The following is a 20,814-nucleotide window of genomic DNA, read 5'->3' on the forward strand; positions in this document are numbered from 1 at the left end:
CCATGATCTCTCTCGCCCAATACCTGCCCGAGCTGGACGCCGATACCGACATGCCGGCCCGCCCCGGGGCGTCGGCCCGCGAGGCGACAATCTTCGAACCGCTGGCGCTCGTCGCCGCCAATCAGGCACGCCCCGCGGCCCAGACCAAGACCTCGCCGATCCCAGAAATGGAGGTCGAGGAAGAGGACGAGGCCGAGACCGGTGCAGCCGACATCGACTTTGCCGCGCAGTTCGCCGGCGAGGACGACGGCGAGACCCCGGCACCGGCCGGCATGCTGCCGGGCTTCTCGGCGCTTGATCTCGATGACGACGATGCCGATGGCGCCGCCGGCGGGTTGCCGGATCTCGGCGGCTTCGATGCGCCGGACTTCGATCCCGATGCGGCGATGAACGGCTTCGGCGACGAGGCGGAGGCCGGTCTGCCGGACCTCACCGCCGCACCTTTGGGCGAGCTCGATCCGCTGGAGGCGGCCCGTGAGGCGGGCATCCAGCAGGGCAGGGCGGAAGCCGAGGCCGAGGCGGCGGCGGCACTGAACGAGGCGCGAGAAACGGCGGAAGCGGCGAAGGCTGCGGCCGTCGAGGCGGCGCGCGGCGAATGGGCTGGCGAGGAGGGCGAGCAGATGGGCGCGCTCCTGACCGATCGGCTCGACCGGATCGAGACCATCGTGCGGGCCTCGCTGTCGAGCGTTCTGAAGCCGATCGCGCTCGATGCGCGCCGGCGTCAGACCGTCCTGGAACTGGCCGACGCGGTCCACATGCTGATCGGCGACGGCAAGGCTTTGAACATCCGCGTCACCGGCCCGGCCGATCTGCTCGAGGCGCTGGAACAGGCGCTCGGCAAGCGCAAGGCCTTCATCGTTTGTGAACCCGACCCCGACATGGTCGAGGTGAGAATTGAATGCGACCAGACCGTCGTCGAGACACGACTGATGGGCTGGCGCACGGCACTGGAAGAGGCGCTCGCGTGACCGATCAGTCCGGGGCGGGGCATCTGGACCGTCAGGAAATCATTATCGTGCGCCGCCGCGGCGGCAACGGCGAGGAGGCCCATCACGGCGGCGTCTGGAAGATCGCCTTCGCCGACTTCATGACGGCAATGATGGCCTTCTTCCTGGTGATGTGGCTGACCCAGGCCTCCGACATGGCGACGCGCAAGCAGGTCGCCCAGTATTTCAATCCGATCCGTCTCAACGACGCGTCGCCGGCCACGCGCGGCGTCGAGCAGTCCGACGACGGCGCCTCGCGCGACGAGAACGAGAACGGCGTCAGCAAGGCCGACACCAACGGCGATCCCCACGGCAAGCCGCTGGCCGGCGATCAGGAGGGCGGCGAGGAAGAAGCGCTGTTCCGCGATCCCTATGCGGTGCTCGCCGAGATCGCCGCCGAGGGCGCGTCCGAAACAACGGGCGAATTGCAGGGCAAGCCGGATGGCACGGGCCTGCCGGGCCTGAATGGCGGCGACGCTTATCGTGATCCGTTCGATCCCGCATCCTGGCAGCTCTCCCCGAACGCCACCGAGAGCGCAACGGTCATGGACGAGGCGCCGCCGAGTGAGTTCAAGACCGCGGTGCTGCCGAATGACATGTCGGACGAGCCGGTGCCGGTGGATGCGGAAACGCAGGCCGAGGCGGTTGCCGAGGCCAAGGCAGAGGCCGACGCCGGGACTGCCGATGCCGAAGAAGCCGAACTGGCCGAGGCCGGTGCGGACGCCGAGCCCGCGGATGGCGATGCCGTTGCGCAGGCCGACCGTGCCGACGAGCTCAAGGCCGAGATCGCCGCCGAATTCGCCCGTCAGGGCGAGCACCTGCCGACCAATTTCGAGGTCGTGCCGGGCGAAGGCGGCGTGACCATCTCGATCGCCGACGACATGATGTCGGGCATGTTCGAGGTCGGATCGGCCCGGCCGACGCCGCAGGTCGTCGCCATGATGGAGCGCATTGCCTCCGTCCTGTCGAAGCAGCCCGGCAACGTCTCCATCCGCGGCCATACCGACTCCCGGCCGTTCCGCAGCGCCCAGTACGACAACTGGCGCCTGTCCACCGCCCGCGCCCACATGGCCTATTACATGCTGGCCCGCGGCGGCCTGGAAGAAGACCGTGTCAAGGCGATCGAGGGTGTCGCCGACCGCGCGCCGAAGATCGCTGACGATCCCGAGGCGGCGGCGAACCGCCGGATCGAGATCCTGCTGACCGAGCCGGCGCAATGATCATGGGTTGCCTGTTCACCGAACGCCGGCTGGGGCTGGGCGTGATCGCCTGCGGCCTGATGCTGACGACCGCCATGCCGGTGGCATGGGCGGCCGGAGAGAGCGCATCGGCGCCGGCCAGCGTCGCCGAGCGGGTGCGCCAGGCCGGCGAGGATGCGATCCGCTCCGAAGGCGGCGACGCGGGCGAACCGGAGGCCCATTCGGACGAAGCCGCCCGCGAACATGCGGAGGCCGCAACGGATGGCGAGCCCGACGCGCATGAGGACGAGAACGGCGACGGCACCGGGCCCTGGCCGCGCGAACGGGCCCCGATGCCCTACGAGATCGTGCGCTCGGTGCAGTTCCTGCAGGATCAGGTGGCCCGTGGCAACGGGGCCGCGATCCGCGTGCAGGCGCAGCTTCTGCGTCGCTACGGCCCTACCTTCCTCGAACAGACGCCCGAAGTGTGGACCGACCCGCGCAATCTGCGCGCCGCGGCCCTGTTCGTCCTGAGCGGAGGCCCGCCCGCGGTCCTGCGTGGCATCCTGTCGACCGCGACCATCGATGGCGACGAACGGGCCCTGCTCGACGGCGCACTGGCTTATGTCGAGAACCGTGCGCGGGACGCGCGCGCGGCATTGGTGCCGATCGACGTGTCGGAGATGGACACGGCCCTTGCCGCTCAGCTGAACCTGGCGGTCGCGCAGCTCCTGCAGAAGGACGCGCCGGCCGATGCGCTGCACCGGCTGGAGCAGGTGATGCTGGCGGCGCCCGGCACGCTTCTGGAAGAGGCGGCGCTGCGGATGGGCGTGCTGCTCGCCGAGGGCATCGGCTCCCATGCGGCCGCCGATCGCTACGCGCGGCAATATTTCGACCGCTTTGCTGATTCCGCCTATGCCGGCAATTTCCGCGCCCGCTTCTCGGCGGTCTACGCGGCACGGCCGGCGGAGACCAAGGACGCAACGGTCGCCACGATCGATAACGCCACCGCCCGCATCCCGGACGACCAGCGGCTGGCGATCTTCCTAGCCGTGGCGCGCCGGGCGCTGGTCGGCGGCAATCTGCCGCTCGCCGCCGCTATGGCGACCGAGGCGCTGGAGAACGGCGATGCCGTGCCCGCCGACAGCCAGCGCGCGCTGCTCTACAAGACCGCTGCCACGCTGACGACGGGCAATCCGGTCGAGGCGCGTGTCGCGCTGGAAGCGATCGACGTCGCGACGCTCCATCCCGCCGATCGCAAGCTGCACGAGGCCGCCTACGAGGTGCTCAGCGAGATGCGCAAGCCGCTGATGGCCGCCAATATCGACCCCGCCGAGCGCTACGGTCCGCAGCCGCCCGTCGAGCAATCCGCCGTTCTGACCCGGGGAGCCGCGCTCCTCGACGCCGTTCGCGGCGACCTGAAGAGAGCCACGCCGTGACCGCATCCGTCAGCACCTCCGTCGAAATGCGCGCTTCGGCGACCCGTTCGCCGACCGGCCGTGGCGCGGAAAGCGCGACCGAGGCGCGCGATGCCTTCGACAGCTTCGTCAAGGACGCCGAGCAGGCGCCGAAGGCCTCGCGTTCCGACAGCGAGAGCCGGGACACCCGCGAGGCCGAGACCGACGAGACGAGGGCTGCAGGCTCCGAGGACGCCGCCGAGACGACGCAGGCCAGCGACCGGGAGGCCGACGCAGCACCGGCCGGGCGGCCGCGCGACAACGGTCTCGCCGCAATCCTCGCCGACATGGACCGTCTGCTGCGCTCTGGAACCGCGACCGCCGCGACCATGGCCAACGCGGCCGATGGCGAGGCGGGCTCAGCTGCCGATGCGGCTCTGGCCAGGACGGCCATGGGCAAGGACAAGAAGGTCGCCAATCCGCTTGCCCGGTTCGCCGCAAACGATGCTGACGAGACCGTGTCGCGGATCGCCGCAGCGGCGGGCGAGGCGCTTGGCGCGGGCAAAACGGCGAGTGCCAACTCGGCGCAGACCGGCGGCGAACAGGCGCGTGCACGGGTCGACCTGGTCTCGCAGCGCACTGATTTCGAACCGGCGACCACCGCCGCTGGCGCATCAGCCGTTGCCGCAGGCAAGCCGGGCGGCGCGGCCACCACGAACATCCACCAGCTGCTGGCATCCGTCGACATGCGCACCGGCAACGGCGCGACTCCGGACGGCGAGGGCGGATCGGCTGTCGACGGCGAGGCCGGCGACGTCTTTGCGGCCGGCGAAGGCAACGAGACACGTCGCGGCCGCAGCGAGCCGAGGGGCGAGCGCGCGGCCTTCGATCGCAATCCGCGTGCCGACAATGACGGCAACAGGAACGGCGCGGCTGGCGTGAGCGCGAAGGTGAGCGAAACCGCGGCGACCGGTATGGCCGCTGCGGGTGCGACGCCGACTGTTGGCCGGCAGGTCGCCGACGCCGTGACCACCTCGCTCACAGGTTCGTCGCTGCCGACGGGGGATACCGCCGAAGCCGCACGCGTGCAGATGCGGGCCGGCGGCGCAGCGCTGAAGACCATCCAGATCCAGCTTCAGCCCGAGCAGTTTGGCAAGCTCGATGTCACCATGCGTCTGATCGACGGCAAGCTCGCGATCCACATCGTGGCGAGCGAGGCCGACACGGCGCTGCGCATCAAGGACGATGCCGAAGGCCTGAACAAGCTTTTGACCAAGGCCGGTTTCTCGGTCGACGAAGCGGCGATCAGCATCGGTGTCCGTGACGCCGGCGCGCCGCGCGGCGGCATCGCCAATGCGCAGGGCCAGGCCGATGGCCAGGCATCGACGGGCCAGTCGCAGAATGGCGCGGCCCGTGATGGCGCCGCAAGCTTTGGCGGCGAGGGTTCGGCTCGTCAGGGGAGTGGGCGTCCCGAGCAGGCGATGACGTCGTCGCCTGCCGAGGAGACCGGCGCGCGCCGCCGCGAACTCGATCCCTCCGTTTATCTCTGAGACTTCACAGCGCGACTGGACCAGATCGCGGCGACGCGTTGGACCGGCCATGGCGCAATCATGGCGGGGATCGGGCCGTTAAGACTTCGTTAACGAAAAAAATTCGTGAGTCGGACTCGTGACTTAGTCCGAAAATGAACGGCATGGTTAACGGATCACTAAATTTCAGGATAGGCGCAAGTTCCGGGTCAGTTTAACTCTCTGTTCACAGACAAACGGCGGACCGAGGGTGACGGAAATGATCGTTGTAGTGGACAACCGGGAACTCGTGACGGACGGCTACGAGTCCATGTTCGGTCGCGAAGGCGTGTCGGCAGCAGGCTTCAAGGCCGACGAATTCCGCGACTGGGTTGAGACCGCACCGGAGTCGGATCTCTCGGCCGTCGAGGCTTTCCTGCTCGGCGATTTCGATGACCGCACGATCTGCCCGCGGCTGATCCGGGCCCGCTCCAAGGCGCCGATGATCGCGCTGTCGGAAGGCCGCAACCTGGACGGCACGCTCGACCTGTTCGCCGCCGGCGTCGACGACGTCGTCGCCAAGCCGGTTCACGTCAAGGAAATCCTCGCTCGGGTCGGCGCCATCCGCCGCCGCAACGAGACCGAGGAAGCCCGCACCGTCGTCGGCGAAATCTCGGTCTATCAGGACGGTCGCGACGCCGAAGTCGCCGGCAAGCCGATGGCCCTGCCGCGCCGCGAGCGTCGTATCCTCGAATATCTGGTCGCCAACCGCGGCCGCCGCGTCTCCAAGCAGCAGCTGTTCAGCGCGATCTACGGCATCTTCGACGAGAACGTCGAGGAGAACGTCATCGAGAGCCACATCTCGAAGCTGCGCAAGAAGCTGAAGATGCGCCTCGGCTACGATCCGGTCTCCTCGAAGCGCTATCTCGGCTACGGCATCGGCGTCGACTGACACGAACTGGTTAACAAGCCCTTAAGAATAAAGGCCTCGCCGTTAGTTCGGCGGGGCCTTTTATTTCCTCGCTATACTGCAAAAGCTGGTTCCTGACAGTTCGGCGCAAGCTTCACTCCGTATTGCGGAAGAGAGATCTACGCCACGGAGTACCAGGCAATGAGCATCAACGGTGTCTTCAGGACCAGCGTGTCCGGCATGAATGCACAGGCCAACCGGCTGTCTACCGTGTCGGAGAACATCGCGAACTCCAGCACGAACGGCTACAAGCGAAACTCCACCGAATTCGCCTCCCTCGTCCTCGCCCAGGGCGGCGGCGAGTACAATCCGGGGTCGGTGAAGACCCAGGTTCGCCAGTCGATCAGTCAGCAGGGCAGCATCGCCGCGACGTCTTCGGGTTCGGACCTCGCCATCCAGGGCGACGGGTTCTTCGTCGTGCAGGATACGGCCGGCCGCGAATTCTATACCCGCGCCGGTTCCTTCGTGCAGCGCACCGAGACCGTCGGCGGCAAGGAGACCACCTTTCTGGTCAACACCGCCGGCTACCGCCTGACCGGCACGCCGGTCGGTGGCGGCGCGGCCGCCCCCATCGAGTTACCCGTCGGCGCGATCGTCGCCCCGCAGGCCACCGATGCGGGCGCCTTCACCATCCAGTTCCCGGAATCGGCCGCGGTTGGCGACACCAAGAAGTCGTCGATGGTCGTCTATGACAGCATCGGCAAGGCGATCGAAGTGCCGGTCGACATGGAGAAGACTGCCGCCAACACCTGGACGATCAGCTACACGGATTCCGGCGGGCCGCAGACCACGACCATCGCCTTCGATCCCAATACCGGCCGGCCGACAGCCGCTCCGGCCAACATGACCTATACCCATGTCAACGGCGACACCGTCGACATCGAGTTCGGTTCGTTGACCGAGTATGCCACCGACTTCTCGGCCAAGCTCGTCACCAACGGTAACCCTCCCGGCAGCTTTACGGGCTTTGCCTTTGCCGACGACGGCACGCTGAGCGGCGTCATGAACACCGGCCAGTTGATCCCGCTCTACGAGATGACCCTCGCGCGCTTCGCCAGCCCGGATCAGCTCCAGGCCTCGGCCGGCAACGTCTACAGCGCCACCGCCTCGTCGGGCGTCGCGGCCCTCGGTGGACCAGGCACCAACGGCTACGGCTCGCTGGTCTCCAGCGGTCTGGAGCAGTCGAATGTCGACCTCGCCTCGGAACTGACCAGCATGATCGAGTCCCAGCGCAGCTACAGCGCGAACTCGAAAGTCTTCCAGACCGGCGCCGAGATCCTCGACGTCCTCGTGAACCTGAAGCGATAGGCGCGAGCCCGCTCTTTGCTGCGCACCGGATAAGCCCTCATCATGTCACTTCTGTCAGCCTTCTCCAACGCAACGGCGTCGCTTTCGAGCGTCGCCAGCCAGTCGGCGCTCGTGTCGCGCAACATCGCGAATGCTGACAGTCCCTACGCGACCAAGAAATATGCTGGCCTCACCGTTGGCCAGACCGGCGGCGTGCGGATCATGTCGATCGCCCAGTCGGGCGACCAGGCCCTGTTCCGCTCGCTGATCACGACCAACTCCGCCCTCGGCTCGGCCAGTGTCAGCGCCGAGTCGCTGAACCGGATCCGCGAGGTCATCGGCGACGTCGATTCCCCGACTTCGCCGGCGGCGACCCTGTCGTCGCTGAAGGCAGCGCTGTCGCAGTTCGCGGTCTCCCCCGAGAATGGCCAGACCGCCGAGGCGGCAGTGAACGCTGCCCGTGACATGGCGCTCAGCCTCAACCGTGCCACCAGCGCGGTGCAGTCCGCCCGCAAGGACGCGGACGACCAGCTCGATCTCGCCGCAAAGGACATGAACCGCCTGCTCGGCGAGTTCGGCACCCTGAACGCCAAGATCATGGCCGGCAGCGCGAACGGGTCGGATGTCACCGACGCCGTCGACCGGCGCGACCAGATCGTGCGCACCCTGTCGGGCTATGTCGGCCTGAACGTGCAGGTGCGGGCCGGCAACGACATGGCCCTCTACACCGACTCCGGCATCACCATGTTCGACAAGACCGCGCGGTCGGTCGAGTTCACGCCGCAGCCGGCCTACGACGCCACCGTGGCGGGCAACAGCTTCAAGATCGACGGCGTCGTCGTCGCCGGCGCCTCCTCGCCCATGCCGATCAAGGGCGGCAGCGTCTACGGTCTGGTCACCCTGCGCGACGAGACCGCCGCGACCTTCCAGGGCCAGCTCGACGGCATCGCCTATGCGCTGGTCCAGGCCTTCGCGGAGACCGATCAGCGGGCTGCCGGCGACCCCGGCTACATGCCCGGCAGCTACGCCGGCCTGTTCACCGATGGCGGCAGCAATGCCATCCCGGCAAGCATGGCCGGCGCCAAGGGGCTTGCCGGCAGCATCCAGATCGCGGCCGGGGTCGATCCGACCAAGCCCGGCGGCGAACCGGCCCGCCTGCGCGACGGCGGCATCGCCTTCGCCGGCACCGCGAACGAGCAGTATTTCAGCTACAACGCAAACGGCTCGAGCGGCTTCACTGGCCGCCTGAACGATCTGATCTCCGGCTTCGCCACGCCGCGCAGCTTCGATGCGGCCTTCGGCGCCGGCAGCTCGGCGACCCTGACCGAATACACCGCCTCGTCGATCGGCTGGTTCGAGGGCCGCCGCGCCACGGCGAACGACGCCTCGTCCTACCAGACGGTGCTGCTGTCCCGGACCCAGGAGACGCTCTCCGACGCGACCGGCATCAACATCGACGACGAGATGACGCGCCTGCTCGACCTGGAGCGCTCCTACCAGGCGTCCAGCAAGCTGATTTCCACGGTCGGTCAGATGATCGACTCCCTCCTTGCGATCGCCTGAACGGACCATCGATGAGCAACTTCCTCGTCTCCAGCTTCTCGCTTTCCTCGGCGCCGCGCTCGGCCGTCTTCCGCATCCAGGATGAGCTGCGCAACGCGCAGAAGGAGGTCACGACCGGCCGCTTCGCCGATGTTGGCCTCACGCTCGGATCGCGCACCAACCAGACCGTGTCGCTGCGCGTCGAACGCGAGAGCGCCATCCGGATCCAGGAAGCCAACACCCTCATCGGGCAGCGCTTCGACACCATGCAGACGGCACTCGAATCGATCGCCAAGACCGGCGAGAACCTCCTGGCATCGCTGATCTCGAACGGCCCTGCCGATGCCGGCATCTCGGCCAGCGTGCAGCAGTCCAAGGCCGCGCTGCAGCAGTTCATGGGCGCGATCAACGCCGCCTCGGGCTCGCGCTTCCTGTTCTCGGGTGCCGCGACCGACCAGCCCGCGCTCGCCTTCACCAAGGTCGGCGGCGGTGTCGCCTCCAGCTACGAAGACAATTCGACCGCCAAGAAGGCGTTGAACGACGCCTTGACCGCGGCGGCCCCGGCGAGTGCGGCAGATCTGGAAGCCTTCCTCGACGGCGCCTTCAACGATCTCTTCAAGGTCCCGCTGCCGAGCGACGGCACCGGCTGGGACATGTGGTCGAAGGCGGATTCGTCCCCGGTGGTCAACCGGATCAGCGACAGCGAAACCCTCGACGTGTCCTATCCGGCCAGCGACGAAGCGTTCCGTAACATCGTCAAGGCCTACGTCATGATCAGCGATCTTGGCGCGAAGACCATGGACGAGGAGCAACGTCAGCTTCTCACAAGCCGGGCAGTGGAAACTCTGAGTCTGGGCCTGTCGCAGCTGACCGAAATCCGGGCGGAGATCGGCGGCAAGCAGAGCCGGCTGGAGATTACCAACGAGACGCTGGGAACCCGCAAGAACGTGCTGACCATGTCGATCTCCTCCTTCGAGGATGTCGACGCCTACGAGGCATCCACGCGGGTGACCACACTGACCAATCTGCTTGAGGCTTCCTACGCGCTGACCGCCCGCATCTCGCGGCTCAGCATCATGAACTACCTGTAGTTTCAGCGGGCGCCGGACCCGAAATCCTCCGGCAACCGAGCGATCGGCCGGCGTCGGGGACTGTCGGCCGGGCACATGAAAACGACAGGTCGCAAGGGTCGGTCCGGGGCGCTGCCAAACCGATCTGACGATCACAAGGGGATGGAATGTATCAGTTCTCATACGCGGAAGTGGCGCAGGACATCGAAGTCGATGCCCGTGAGCGCGAGCGGCAGGCGCTCGATCATTCGATCGAACAGCTGAAGAAAGCCGATGCCGAGGGGCCACGTTCGCGTGCGGCGATCGAAGCGATCTACACCACCCGCAGCCTCTGGGCGCTGGTGATCGAGGATTTGGCCAGCGCCGACAACGGCCTGCCCGAGGCGCTGCGCGCCGAGCTGATCTCGATCGGCCTGTGGATCATGCGCGAGGCCGAAGCCATCCGTCTCGGCAAGTCCGAGAACTTCAAGGGCATCATCGAGATCACGACCCTCATCCGCGAAGGCTTGAAATAACCATGGCAAGTTTGCGCATCACCCTGCGGGCAGGCGAACGGATCTTCGTCAACGGGGCCGTCCTGAAGGTCGACCGCAAGACCACGCTGGAATTCCTCAACGACGTGACCTTCCTCCTCGAAAGCCATGTGATGCAGGCCGAGGATGCCACGACCCCGCTGCGCCAGCTCTACTTCATCGTCCAGATGATGCTGATCGAGCCGGGCAGCGCCGAGGCCGCCCGCGAGCTCTTCGGCACCACCCACGCGGCGATGATCGGCACCTACCGCAATCGCGACATCATCGAGGGCCTCATCGAGATCAAGGAACTGGTCGGCCGCGAGCGCAATTTCGAGGCGCTCAAGGGACTGCGGACGCTGATCCCGATCGAGGACGGCGTCATCCAGGGGCAGGGCGAGGCGCGCGCGCCGGTCGTCCCCCACACACCCGAACTGCGGCTTGCCGCCGGAGGAATGCGATGAACGTGACCGGTGTCGGCGCTACCAGCGCCACCGCGGCCCAGAACGGCATCAGCGCCGCGACCCAGCAGACCGGGATGGATTACGACGCCTTCCTGAAGCTGCTGGTCGCCGAGATGTCCAATCAGGATCCGCTCAACCCGACGGATTCCACCGAATATGTCGCCCAGTTCGCGTCCTTCTCCAGCGTCGAGCAAGCCATCCAGACCAATAAGAAGCTGGACTCTATGATGACGGTCTCCGCGCTGACCCAGGCGAACTCGCTGATCGGTCAGACGGCGACCTCGGCGGACGGCTCGCTGTCCGGCAAGGTTGCCGCGGTACGCGCGGTCAATGGTGTCGTCGAGGCCATCCTGGAGAGCGGCGACAGCCTGCCGCTGATCTCCGGCACCACCGTGGGGTAGAAGACATGAACGAAGCCGACGCACTCGATATCGTCCAGTCCGCGGTCTGGACGATCGTCGCCGCCTGCGGGCCGGCCGTCGGCGCCGCCATGTTCGTGGGTGTCCTGATCGCACTGTTTCAGGCACTCACCCAGATCCAGGAGGTCACGCTGACCTTCGTCCCGAAGATCCTGGCGATCTTCGTGGTGATCGCGCTGACCGCCTCCTTCACCGGCGCGCAGGTCTACGCCTTCACCCAGGAATCCTACTCGCGCATCGAGAACGGCTTCCGCTGAGCGCAATGGCGCCGTAACTCACCGTTTCCTGTTCACGCAGACCGGTCAAACCCTGTAGGTTGACCCAGCGTGACAGGAGCGACGCCCGGCCGGTAGGCCGCGTCGCGGACGGAAAGAGGGCAGGCAGGTGGCGTTCAGGACCAGTCGAAACCAGACATCGTATAAAATGCGGCGCCGTCCCGGCGGCGCCCTTCGCGCCGGCCTGCGTCGCGGCTTTGCCGTGCTGGCAATGCTTGCCGCGCTGTTCGCTCTGCCCGCCGCCGCCTTCGAGACCACAGCGCCGACCGCCATCCTGGTGGATTATGGCACCGGCCGCGTCCTCTACGAGAAGGACGCCGATACCGAGATTCCCCCGGCCAGCCTCGCCAAGCTGATGACCATCGCGGTCCTGTTCGACGATCTGAAACAGGGCAGGGTGCAGCGCGACGACCGCTTTGTCGTCTCCGAACACGCCTGGCGCACCGGCGGCGCGTCATCCGGCGGCTCGACCATGTTTCTGCCGTTGAACTCCGAGGTCGCCGTCGAGGATCTGATCCGTGGCATCATCGTCCAGTCCGGCAACGACGCGACGATCGTCGTCGCCGAAGGCCTGTCCGGCTCGGTCGAGGCCTTTGCGGGACGGATGAACGCCGAGGCCGAGAAGATCGGCCTGACGCATTCCCACTTCACCAATCCGCATGGACTGCCGGACCCTGAGCAGCATGTCAGCGTGCGCGATCTCGCCCGCCTTGCCACATACCTCATCCGCGAATTTCCCGAGGATTACCCGATCTTCGCCGAGGAGAGCTTCACCTATAACGGCATCAAGCAGCAGAACCGCAATCCGCTCCTGGATCTGGGCGCCGACGGCCTGAAGACCGGCCATACGTCGGCTGCGGGCTACGGTCTGGTCGCCTCCGCCGAACGCGACGGCCGACGCATTGTCCTCGCCATGAGCGGCATGAGTTCGACTGCCGAGCGGGCGAGCGAAGCCCGCCGGCTGATGAATTTCGGCCTGCAGGACTTTGAGGAAGTGGTGCTGGTGACCGCGGGCGAAACCCTCGGCACCGTGCAGGTGCGGGGCGGCGTCGCCGAGACCGTCGACATGGCCGCGGCCGAGGACCTGCGGATGCTGGTGCCGCGCGGCAGCCTGGCCGATGTCGAGCGCGAGGTGGTCGAGAACGGTCCCTTCGTGGCGCCCGTCGCCAAGGGCCAGCGGCTCGGCTGGGTGCGGTTCGGCCGGGGCGACGAGAGCCTGCGGCAGGTGCCGCTCGTGGCCGAAACCGCGGTCGAGGAGGCGGGGCTGTTTCAGCGGATCGCCGACACCTTGGCCCGGCACCTGACATGGGGCGGCGCACAAACGCCTTGACGCGGCGCACCTAAACGCCGATATGAAGCCTGCACGCCGTGATCGCGCAGCGCCTGCTTGTTTCCCGACATCTGACGGAATTCTTAGCCAGCGCCATCGGACCGGCCCGCAGCTTCTGAAGCTTGCGGGGTCCCGCGTTCCGACACGGCCCGCCGAACCGTCCGCCAGCGCGAAGACGATCGGCATCTCAAGCGGACCGACAGTGTCCGCCTTCCGCAAGGCATATCTTGACCCATACCGATTTCAAGGCGTTCGGCCTCGCCGACACGCTTCTTTCCGCGCTTGCGCGTCTCGACATCACCCAGCCGACGCCGATCCAGGCCCAGGCGATTCCGGCGGTCATGAAGGGCCGCGACGTTCTGGGTATCGCCCAGACCGGCACCGGCAAGACCGCGGCCTTCTCGCTGCCCGTCATCGACGCGCTGATCGCCAAGGGCGGTCGCCCGGCTCCGAAGACGCCGAAGGTTCTCGTCCTGACCCCGACCCGCGAGCTCGCCTCGCAGATCGCCGGCAACGTCAAGTCCTACACCGCCGGCACCAAGCTGACCCATCACGTGATCTTCGGCGGTGTCTCGATCCGTCCGCAGATCGAGGCGATGCGCCGCGGCGTCGACATCGTCATCGCGACGCCGGGCCGTCTGCTCGACCTGTTGAACCAACGTGCCCTGACGCTGTCCGAAGTCCACCACGTCGTTCTCGACGAGGCCGACCGGATGCTCGACATGGGCTTCGTCAAGGACGTCATGCGCATCGTCGCGCAGCTTCCGGCGGACCGCCAGTCGCTGCTGTTCTCGGCCACCATGCCGCGTGCGATGGAAGAGCTGGCCGCCAAGATCCTGACCAATCCGGTTCGGGTCGAAGTGACGCCGGAAGTCGTCACCGTCGAGAAGATCAACCAGAGCGTCTATCTGGTCCCCCAGAAGGCCAAGAAGCTCTGGCTCATCGAGCATCTGGCCAAGCCCGACTTCGAGAAGACGGTGATCTTCACCCGCACCAAGCACGGCGCCAACAAGCTCGCCGCCGATCTAGAGAAGGCCGGCATCGACGCCCGCGCGATCCACGGCAACAAGAGCCAGGGCGCCCGCCAGAAGGCGCTGGGCGAGTTCCAGACCGGCACGGTCAGCGTGCTCGTCGCCACCGACATCGTGGCCCGCGGCATCCATGTCGACGACATCTCCCATGTCGTGAACTTCGACCTGCCGGAAGAGCCGGAAAGCTACGTGCACCGCATCGGCCGCACGGCCCGCGCCGGTAAGTCCGGTATCGCGGTCGCGCTGGTCGATCCGTCGGAGCGGTCCAAGCTGCGCCAGATCGAGCGTCTGACCGGCCTGAACTTCGACCTGCAGCAGACCGATTATTCGGCGCATGTCGACCTGAACGCACCGGAAGAGAAGCGTCCGCCGCGCGGCGCGCCGAAGCGCTTCGGCAACAAGCCCCAGGGCGCCGGTCGCCGTGGTGGCGGTGGCCAGGGTGCGGGCGGCCAGCGTTCGGGCGAGGGCCGTGGCCAGCGCACCGAGGGCGGCAAGCCCGGTGGTCGCAGCAGCCGTCCGCGGCGCAGCGGCACCTCGAACCGTTCGGCGACTTACGCCTGACACGGCCCGCCGCCCCCTCGAAAGAGCGGGCAGGCACGGCAGTCGACATCGAGAGGGGGTGGCCTTACCGGCCGCCCCTTTTGCGTTTCTAGGCATCCCGCCACGGGTTCCCCGTGAAAGGCGCCAGAGCCGGCGGCAGGCGTGACCGTTGTCTGGCGACGGCGGGGTCGCCATATGAGGCGCAACGAGACGAGGAGCTATTCATGGCCGAGACCATCAAGGTGGACATCCCGCACAAGCTGACCCGCGAGACCGCGCGCCAGCGCATCGACGACGGTTTCGACCGCGTGCGTCAGGAGATGCTGGGGGGCATGGTCAAGTTCGAGGATACCTGGACGGGCGACCATCTGGATTTCACCGCGCGGGTCATGGGCCAGCGCGTTACCGGCCGCCTCGACGTCCTCGACGAGTCGGTGCATCTGGAGATCGACCTGCCGAGCTTCCTCGCCGCCATCGCCGAGAAGCTGAAGGGCCGCCTGCGCAAGGAAGGCCAGGTCCTGCTCGAAAAGAAGTAGGAGCGGCTCCCGGGCCGCTTCCTTCCGAAGCCTATTTCAGGACGCCCGTCAGGGTCGCCTTCTCGGCCTTGACCGTGCCGCCGTTGCGGCCCGATTCGATGGCCAGTATGCGGCCGAGGCCGGGCACCTGCGAGCCGACGCGTACGCGCCAGAGTTCGCCCGGCGAGGCCAGATGCGCCTCGGCCTGGAAAACCATGATGATCTGGAAATCCTCGGGCTTCAGCGGCACCGCCCGCACCACGGTCGACACCGGCATGGCGTCGACGCCGGGCGCATCGCCCTTGTCGGTCGATCCGGTCTCGATCGGATCGATCGCGTCGTCGCGCATCGCCGATAAGAGCAGTCGGTCGAAATAGCCCGGGTCCAGCGACGAGATGGCGTTGACGCCACCGAAGAAGAGGATGGACAGCGCAAAGAGTGTGCCGCCGAGGAACCCGATCCGGTCGGAACTGGATTCGTCCGCAGCTTTCCTGCGACCGGCGTCGGAAGATGGGGAACCTGACGCGGACAAGGCGACCTCGACGAAGGCTGGATTTCAGGGAGCCAGCCGCCGGAACTGGTCCGGAGCTGGATTGCCCATCCAACATCGCATCGAACGGTTAATGCTTTCTGCGCCGCCGGTGCGGCGGGCTCAGGCAGCGCCTTCAGGATTTGTTCGGCTTGTGCAGGCTATCATCGGGCATGGCCGGACCCCCGAATCCCGACAGTCACGAAAGCCGGATGGCGTCGCGCCGCCGCACGCGCCTGCGCCCGGTCAAGCTCGTCACGGTTGCCGGGCGCTTCATCGAGGACGGAACGGCCATCGACGTGTCGGAGACTGGGTGCCGCATCCGGCGGTTCGGCACCGGCCGGGTTCCCGGGCGGCTGGCGGTCTATGACGAGGCGGACAACAGCTTCCGCCTTGCGCTGGTGATCTGGTCGCGGGGGCCGGAGATCGGCGTGCGCTTCGTCGGCACGCCGCGCGCCGGCACGCGGGCCGACGTCCACCGCCTGACCGGACGCTTCTACGCCGTCACCGGATGACGGCGCCGGGTGTTTACCCCGGCCGTCCGTTGCGGATGTCGTCCTTGGCGATGTAGTCGAACTGGTCGACCAGGATCTCCTTGACGAGTTCCTCGCTGTAGCGGGCGTTCACGGCGTCGCGAATCCCGTCGGTCAGCGAACTGAGGTCGAACCGCGTCGGCTCGTCGAAGTCGAAGCCGTCGGTCGTGTAGAGCCGGCGGAAGGCCTCGTCGAGGATGAACGGGTCCGGCGGCACCTTGAGCTGGGCCACCGTCTTGCCGTCGATCGTGTAGACGAAGCGCGCCAGGATATAGCCCCGGATCGCCGAATCCTTGATCATCGGGATCGTGATGTTCTCGGTCTTGCGGTAGTCGAGCCCTTCGAAATAGTCCGGCTCCGCCACCTCGCTCGGGGCGGAGTTGATCGACGCCATGACGTAGCTCGATCCGAGCGTCACGGCACAAACCCACAGACCGACCGCGAGGAGCTTGATCACCGTACGGCTGCCCGGCGGCCCATCTGGGCGCTATAGGTGCCGTCGGATTCTGCTTCGGTCATGGAGCGCGAGATCATCTCCGAGACTTCGTGGCTGGCCGTGACGTGCAGCTCCAGCGTCCGGCGGTTCTGCTCGAGAAGCCCGGCCAGACGCTTCAGGCGGTCGCCGAATTTCGGCTCGACATCGTCGCGCGCCGGCATGCGGCGGCTGAGGCGGCTGAACTCCAGAAGGCTCTGGTTCTTGCGGGCCGCGATCTCGCCGAGATCGATCGGCGTACCGCTGGCCAGGGCGCCGGTTTCGGCGGTGAGGACCGCTTCCAGGCGGTCGACGGCTTTGCTGAGGGCGAGGTCCACGATGTGCAACTCCTATTCTGCGATGTTGTCGCGCATGGCGCCGGCGCGGGCGAGATCCGCCTGCCGCAGCATGCGCTCGAGGCCGCTGGTCGCCGACACGGCGCCGTTGTCCGAGGCGAGGCTGGTGGTTTCGCGGCTGCGGATCGAATCGGCGATGCCGATGCCGCCGTTCTTGGCCAGCTCGTTGCCGATTTCCTCGGCCATCATCGAGCGCCAGACTTCGCCGGCCGTGCCTTCGCCGAAATAGTTCGAGGCTTCGGTCGGCAGCATGGATTCGACGAAATTGCGCAGGACAAAGCCCTCGAACTGTTCGAGCGGCGAGATCTCCCGGGAGCGGTGCTTGACGAGCGGAACGATGGGGGCGGCGGGGGCGCTGCCACCATCGGGCTTGTTGGTCTTGGCCGCATCGAGGGCCGCCACGAAGGTCTCGCTGCCGCCATCGGGGCTCTTGCGGGCAGGTGCTGTCCTGGCGCTCGCCGTCTGGGCGGCGGGCAGGATAGCATGGAGGCTGGCGGTGCTGGTCATCGGCGGGTTCGCGGTTCAAACACGGGAAGGTTCGAACCGCTTCTACCGGCGCAGGCTTATTCGAAGCTGGGGTGACGGCGGGCCAGATGCCCTTCGACGCTGCTTTCGAGGCTGCGCGTTTCCTCGTCGGCATCGCGGTTGCGACGGGCGTCGTCGCGCACCTTCTCGACACCCTTTTCGGCGCGGCGCGTCGTGGTGATGCGCTGTTCCGTGGCGCTCTGGTCGGCCAGATTGGCGCTGCGCTTCACCTCGTTGCGGCGCAGATTGCGGACCTTGGCCTCGATGAACAGGCCGTGCAGCTGCGATTCCGTGCCGAGACTGTCGAGCAGGGCGACGTCGTCCTTGTCGATGGTCTCGCGCTCCTGGCGCAGGTTCGACAGGCGCCATTCCTCCAGGAGCCGCTTCTGGCCCTGGACCTTGAGGATGCGGTCGAGCCGGCGCACGCGCGATCTGTCGTCGCTCATCCCACCAGCACCCAGCGTTCGAAATCCTGCATGAACAGGATGAGGAAATCGCTGATCGTGTAGCCGAGCAGCACGAGGCCGCCGGCGAGAACGAAGGGCAGCGAGATGAAGTAGATCGGGATGGTCGGGGTCAGCTTGTTGGCGAGGCCGATCGCGAAATTGACGACGACGCCGTAAAGCACGAACGGGCTGGAAATGCGCAGGCAGAGCAGGAAGGCCTCGTCGAGATTGTCGGTGATGTTGACGAGGCTGCCGCGGATCGAGAAGCCGGCGGCGGCCGGCATGGCGGAGTAGGACGCGACCAGCGCCCGGGCGATCTCGGCATGCAGGTTGAGCACGAAGATCAGCGTCGTCGCGGTCAGCGTGATCAGCGAGGCGACGGCCGGCATCGGATCGCTCTCGTCGATCGGCACGCCCATCTGCATGCCCATGCCGATGGAATTGGCGATGACATGGCCGGCGAACTGCAGGGCGATCATGAAGCTGCGGCCGAGCAGGCCGATGAACAGCCCGTTGAGGATCTCGGAGATCATCAGTGCCACCTTGCCGTTGTCGTCGGCCGCTGCGACCAGCGGCTGCAATGTCGGCAGGAGGGCCGGCGACAGGGCCACCGAGACGGCGAGGGACAGGAACAGGCGCACCTGCAGCGGCACGCGCGACGACGAGAAGCCCGGCATCAACAGGAGGCAGGAGCCGAAGCGGCAGAAGATCAGGAACAGCGAAAAGACGAGCTCCGACAGTTCCACGCTCATGAGATCGAACCGAGCGCCCGGATATCGACGCCGCGTGCGATCTCGAGATGCGAGAGCACCGGCAGGGTGACGAAGATGCGCTCGATCATCATGCGCACATACGGGCGGGCGTCGGGCGCCGCGACCAGCACGAACATCTCGCCCTGGTCCATCTTCTCGCGGATCACCTTGGTGGCCTCAGTGGCGAACTGCTCGACGAGGCGCGGGTCGATGTCGAACTCGACGACCTCGCCCTTGGCGTCGCGTTTCAGCGCCTGGTGGAAGGCGAGGTCCCACTGGTTGCCGAGGCGCAGGACGCCGAGCTGGCCGTTGTGCAGGAGATCGCCGCAGATCTGCTGGGCCATGCGCATGCGCACATGCTCGACGATCTGCTCGGACCGGCGCACATGCGGCGCGATCTCGGCGATGGCCTCCAGGATGAGGTTCAGGTTTCGCACCGAGACGCGCTCGGCGAGCAGCAGCTTCAGCACCGCCTGCAGGCCCGAATAGGACATGTTGGCCGGGATGATCTCGTCGATCAGGCGCTTGTATTCCGGCTCCAGGCGATCGAGCAGGGTGCGCATGTCCTTGTAGGACAGGAGCTGCGCCAGGTTGTTGCGGATCGTCTCCGACAGATGGGTGAGGACGATCGACAGCGTGTCGATCGGCTCGAAGCCCTGGCGGCGCACTTCCGTGGCGAAGGTCTCCGACACCCAGGCGGCGCGCATGCCGAAGGCCGGCTCCTTGGTCAGGTCATGCGGCACGTCGGGCGCGCCGGCGTCGCCGAGGACGATCATCGACTCGCCGAGCCGCAGCGGCTGGGTGGCGATGGTCGTGCCATGGATCTTGATGGCGTAGGATTTCGGATCGAGCGCCAGATCGTCGGACAGCTTGATCTCCGGCACGACGAAACCGTAGCGCGCGGCGAAGCGGCGGCGCATCTTCTGGACGCGGTGGGCCATCTCGTCGCGCTGCAGGAGGAGATGCGCCGAGGTCTGCTTGCCGAAGACCAGCTCGATCTCGACGATCTTCAGCGATTCCTTGACCGAGTTGCGCTCGGCGTTCTGGGCGACCTGCTTCTCCTCGGCGACGGTCGCCGCGGCCTGGCGCAGTTCCTCGTTGCGGCGCTTGGGAACAAGATAGGCGATCGACGCCATGATCCCGGCCAGCAGCATGAAGGGAATGAAGGGCAGGCCCGGCAGCAGCGCCAGCAGCGCCATCAGGCCGGCGGCGACGGCGAGGGCGCGCGGGTAGAAGCCGAGCTGGCCGAGAACGGCGGTCTGGGCCGCGCCGCGGGTGCCGCCCTTCGACACCAGAAGGCCGGCGGCCAGCGAGACGATCAGCGCCGGGATCTGCGAGACGAGGCCGTCGCCGACCGACAGCTTGGTGAACACCTCGGCGGCGCCGGCGGCATCCATGTCGTGGCGTGTGATACCGATGATGATGCCGCCGAAGACGTTGACGGCGGTGATGATCAGGCCGGCGATGGCGTCGCCGCGCACGAATTTCGAGGCACCGTCCATCGAGCCGAAGAAGGCGCTTTCCTCTTCCAGCTCCTTGCGGCGGGCCTGGGCCTGCTTCTCGTCGATCAGGCCCGACGACATGTCGGCGTCGATGGCCATCTGCTTGCCGGGGATGGCGTCGAGGGTGAAGCGGGCGCCGACTTCCGCGATACGCGTGGCGCCCTTGGTGATGACCATGAAGTTCACGACGATCAGGATCACGAAGACCACGATGCCGATGAAGAAGTCGCCGCTCATGACGAATTGCGAAAAGCCGCCGATGACGTGACCGGCGGCGTTCACGCCCTGGTGGCCCTCGGACAGGATCACGCGCGTCGTGGCGATGTTCAGCGACAGCCGCAGCATGGTCGCGAGCAGGAGAACGGTCGGGAAGGCGGAGAAATCCAGTGGCTTCTGGATCCACAGGGAGACCATGAGGATCAGCACCGACAGGGCGATGGACAGTGCCAGCCCCATGTCGATGAGAAAGGCCGGGATCGGAACGAACAGGACGGTGAGGACGAAGACCACGGCAACGGCGAAGCCGATGTCGCGCCCACCCTTGGATTCGACGGAGGCGATGGGATTCAGCGTGTCGACGGCCATAGGGGGCCCTTCTGCGGCATTGCGTTCCGCCAGACCCCAAAGCTCAGACGGGCTTCATCGCCCATTGCGCCATATCATCCGGCGCTTGTT

Annotated in this window: 23 protein-coding genes; 16 read left to right on the forward strand and 7 right to left on the reverse strand. The window is 66.8% G+C overall.

Going from position 1 to position 20,814, the window contains the following annotated elements; all coding sequences use genetic code 11:
- The first annotated feature begins 2 nt into the window (after positions 1-2).
- The 15 genes from H536_RS23235 (at position 3) to H536_RS0110030 (ending at position 15,045) form a co-directional block, all read left to right on the forward strand.
- Positions 3-968: a hypothetical protein gene (locus H536_RS23235; protein WP_024350335.1), complete on the forward strand. Its 966-nt coding sequence runs from the start codon at positions 3-5 to the stop codon at positions 966-968.
- Entirely contained in the window at positions 965-2,206 is a 1,242-nt protein-coding gene (locus H536_RS0109965; RefSeq protein WP_024350336.1) for a MotB family protein, read from the forward strand. The genes H536_RS23235 and H536_RS0109965 overlap by 4 nt, the downstream gene beginning before the upstream one ends.
- On the forward strand, positions 2,203-3,603 hold the full coding sequence (locus tag H536_RS0109970; RefSeq protein ID WP_024350337.1) for a hypothetical protein: 1,401 nt from the start codon (positions 2,203-2,205) through the stop codon (positions 3,601-3,603). The genes H536_RS0109965 and H536_RS0109970 overlap by 4 nt, the downstream gene beginning before the upstream one ends.
- A 410-nt stretch (positions 3,604-4,013) precedes the next feature.
- Complete coding sequence (fliK, locus tag H536_RS0109975) at positions 4,014-5,111, forward strand: flagellar hook-length control protein FliK (protein WP_162142658.1); 1,098 nt, start codon at positions 4,014-4,016, stop codon at positions 5,109-5,111.
- 238 nt (positions 5,112-5,349) lie between these two features.
- Complete coding sequence (locus H536_RS0109980; protein ID WP_024350339.1) at positions 5,350-6,021, forward strand: response regulator transcription factor; 672 nt, start codon at positions 5,350-5,352, stop codon at positions 6,019-6,021.
- A 159-nt stretch (positions 6,022-6,180) separates the two neighbouring features.
- Complete coding sequence (locus H536_RS0109985; RefSeq protein ID WP_024350340.1) at positions 6,181-7,347, forward strand: flagellar hook protein FlgE; 1,167 nt, start codon at positions 6,181-6,183, stop codon at positions 7,345-7,347.
- Positions 7,348-7,389: 42 nt separating this feature from the next.
- Positions 7,390-8,889, forward strand: a complete 1,500-nt coding sequence (gene flgK, locus H536_RS0109990) for a flagellar hook-associated protein FlgK (RefSeq protein ID WP_024350341.1) — start codon at positions 7,390-7,392, stop codon at positions 8,887-8,889.
- Between the two features lie 11 nt (positions 8,890-8,900).
- Positions 8,901-9,959 (forward strand): flagellar hook-associated family protein, encoded by a 1,059-nt coding sequence (locus H536_RS0109995; protein WP_024350342.1) that lies wholly within the window; start codon positions 8,901-8,903, stop codon positions 9,957-9,959.
- Between the two features lie 146 nt (positions 9,960-10,105).
- Positions 10,106-10,453 carry a flagellar biosynthesis regulator FlaF gene (flaF, locus tag H536_RS0110000; RefSeq protein ID WP_009210323.1) on the forward strand — a complete coding sequence of 116 codons (348 nt, stop codon included), beginning with the start codon at positions 10,106-10,108 and terminating at the stop codon, positions 10,451-10,453.
- 2 nt (positions 10,454-10,455) lie between these two features.
- Positions 10,456-10,914, forward strand: a complete 459-nt coding sequence (gene flbT, locus H536_RS0110005; protein WP_024350343.1) for a flagellar biosynthesis repressor FlbT — start codon at positions 10,456-10,458, stop codon at positions 10,912-10,914.
- Positions 10,911-11,315: a flagellar hook assembly protein FlgD gene (gene flgD / locus H536_RS0110010; RefSeq protein ID WP_024350344.1), complete on the forward strand. Its 405-nt coding sequence runs from the start codon at positions 10,911-10,913 to the stop codon at positions 11,313-11,315. Before flbT ends, flgD begins: the two co-directional genes overlap by 4 nt.
- 5 nt (positions 11,316-11,320) lie before the next feature.
- Entirely contained in the window at positions 11,321-11,590 is a 270-nt protein-coding gene (gene fliQ / locus H536_RS0110015; protein WP_024350345.1) for a flagellar biosynthesis protein FliQ, read from the forward strand.
- A 166-nt stretch (positions 11,591-11,756) separates the two neighbouring features.
- Complete coding sequence (locus H536_RS0110020) at positions 11,757-12,938, forward strand: D-alanyl-D-alanine carboxypeptidase family protein (protein ID WP_024350346.1); 1,182 nt, start codon at positions 11,757-11,759, stop codon at positions 12,936-12,938.
- Positions 12,939-13,165: 227 nt separating this feature from the next.
- A complete protein-coding gene (locus tag H536_RS0110025; RefSeq protein ID WP_024350347.1) occupies positions 13,166-14,530 on the forward strand; it encodes a DEAD/DEAH box helicase in 1,365 nt (454 codons plus the stop codon).
- A gap of 203 nt (positions 14,531-14,733) precedes the next feature.
- Positions 14,734-15,045, forward strand: coding sequence for a polyhydroxyalkanoic acid system family protein (locus tag H536_RS0110030; RefSeq protein ID WP_024350348.1), 312 nt, complete (start codon positions 14,734-14,736; stop codon positions 15,043-15,045).
- A gap of 31 nt (positions 15,046-15,076) precedes the next feature.
- Here H536_RS0110030 and H536_RS0110035 read toward each other — a convergent pair whose 3' ends face one another.
- On the reverse strand, positions 15,077-15,556 hold the full coding sequence (locus H536_RS0110035; RefSeq protein WP_024350349.1) for a hypothetical protein: 480 nt from the start codon (positions 15,554-15,556) through the stop codon (positions 15,077-15,079).
- 170 nt (positions 15,557-15,726) lie between these two features.
- On the opposite strand from H536_RS0110035, the gene H536_RS0110040 reads away from it, so the two are divergent.
- Positions 15,727-16,068 carry a hypothetical protein gene (locus H536_RS0110040; protein ID WP_155898449.1) on the forward strand — a complete coding sequence of 114 codons (342 nt, stop codon included), beginning with the start codon at positions 15,727-15,729 and terminating at the stop codon, positions 16,066-16,068.
- A gap of 13 nt (positions 16,069-16,081) precedes the next feature.
- Here the strand turns inward: H536_RS0110040 and H536_RS0110045 are convergent, their stop codons facing one another.
- Genes H536_RS0110045 through flhA form a run of 6 tightly spaced genes read right to left on the reverse strand, consistent with a single transcriptional unit; the run spans position 16,082 to position 20,724 of the window.
- On the reverse strand, positions 16,082-16,543 hold the full coding sequence (locus tag H536_RS0110045) for a hypothetical protein (protein WP_024350351.1): 462 nt from the start codon (positions 16,541-16,543) through the stop codon (positions 16,082-16,084).
- Complete coding sequence (locus tag H536_RS0110050) at positions 16,540-16,896, reverse strand: hypothetical protein (RefSeq protein ID WP_024350352.1); 357 nt, start codon at positions 16,894-16,896, stop codon at positions 16,540-16,542. Before H536_RS0110050 ends, H536_RS0110045 begins: the two co-directional genes overlap by 4 nt.
- 12 nt (positions 16,897-16,908) lie before the next feature.
- Entirely contained in the window at positions 16,909-17,421 is a 513-nt protein-coding gene (locus H536_RS23240) for a rod-binding protein (protein WP_024350353.1), read from the reverse strand.
- Positions 17,422-17,477: 56 nt separating this feature from the next.
- Positions 17,478-17,885, reverse strand: coding sequence for a hypothetical protein (locus tag H536_RS0110060; RefSeq protein ID WP_024350354.1), 408 nt, complete (start codon positions 17,883-17,885; stop codon positions 17,478-17,480).
- On the reverse strand, positions 17,882-18,637 hold the full coding sequence (locus tag H536_RS0110065) for a flagellar biosynthetic protein FliR (protein WP_024350355.1): 756 nt from the start codon (positions 18,635-18,637) through the stop codon (positions 17,882-17,884). The genes H536_RS0110060 and H536_RS0110065 overlap by 4 nt, the downstream gene beginning before the upstream one ends.
- Positions 18,634-20,724, reverse strand: coding sequence for a flagellar biosynthesis protein FlhA (gene flhA / locus H536_RS0110070; protein ID WP_024350356.1), 2,091 nt, complete (start codon positions 20,722-20,724; stop codon positions 18,634-18,636). The genes H536_RS0110065 and flhA overlap by 4 nt, the downstream gene beginning before the upstream one ends.
- Positions 20,725-20,814 lie beyond the last annotated feature (90 nt).

Origin of the sequence: Aurantimonas coralicida DSM 14790 (assembly GCF_000421645.1) — a bacterium.
Lineage (GTDB): Bacteria > Pseudomonadota > Alphaproteobacteria > Rhizobiales > Rhizobiaceae > Aurantimonas > Aurantimonas coralicida.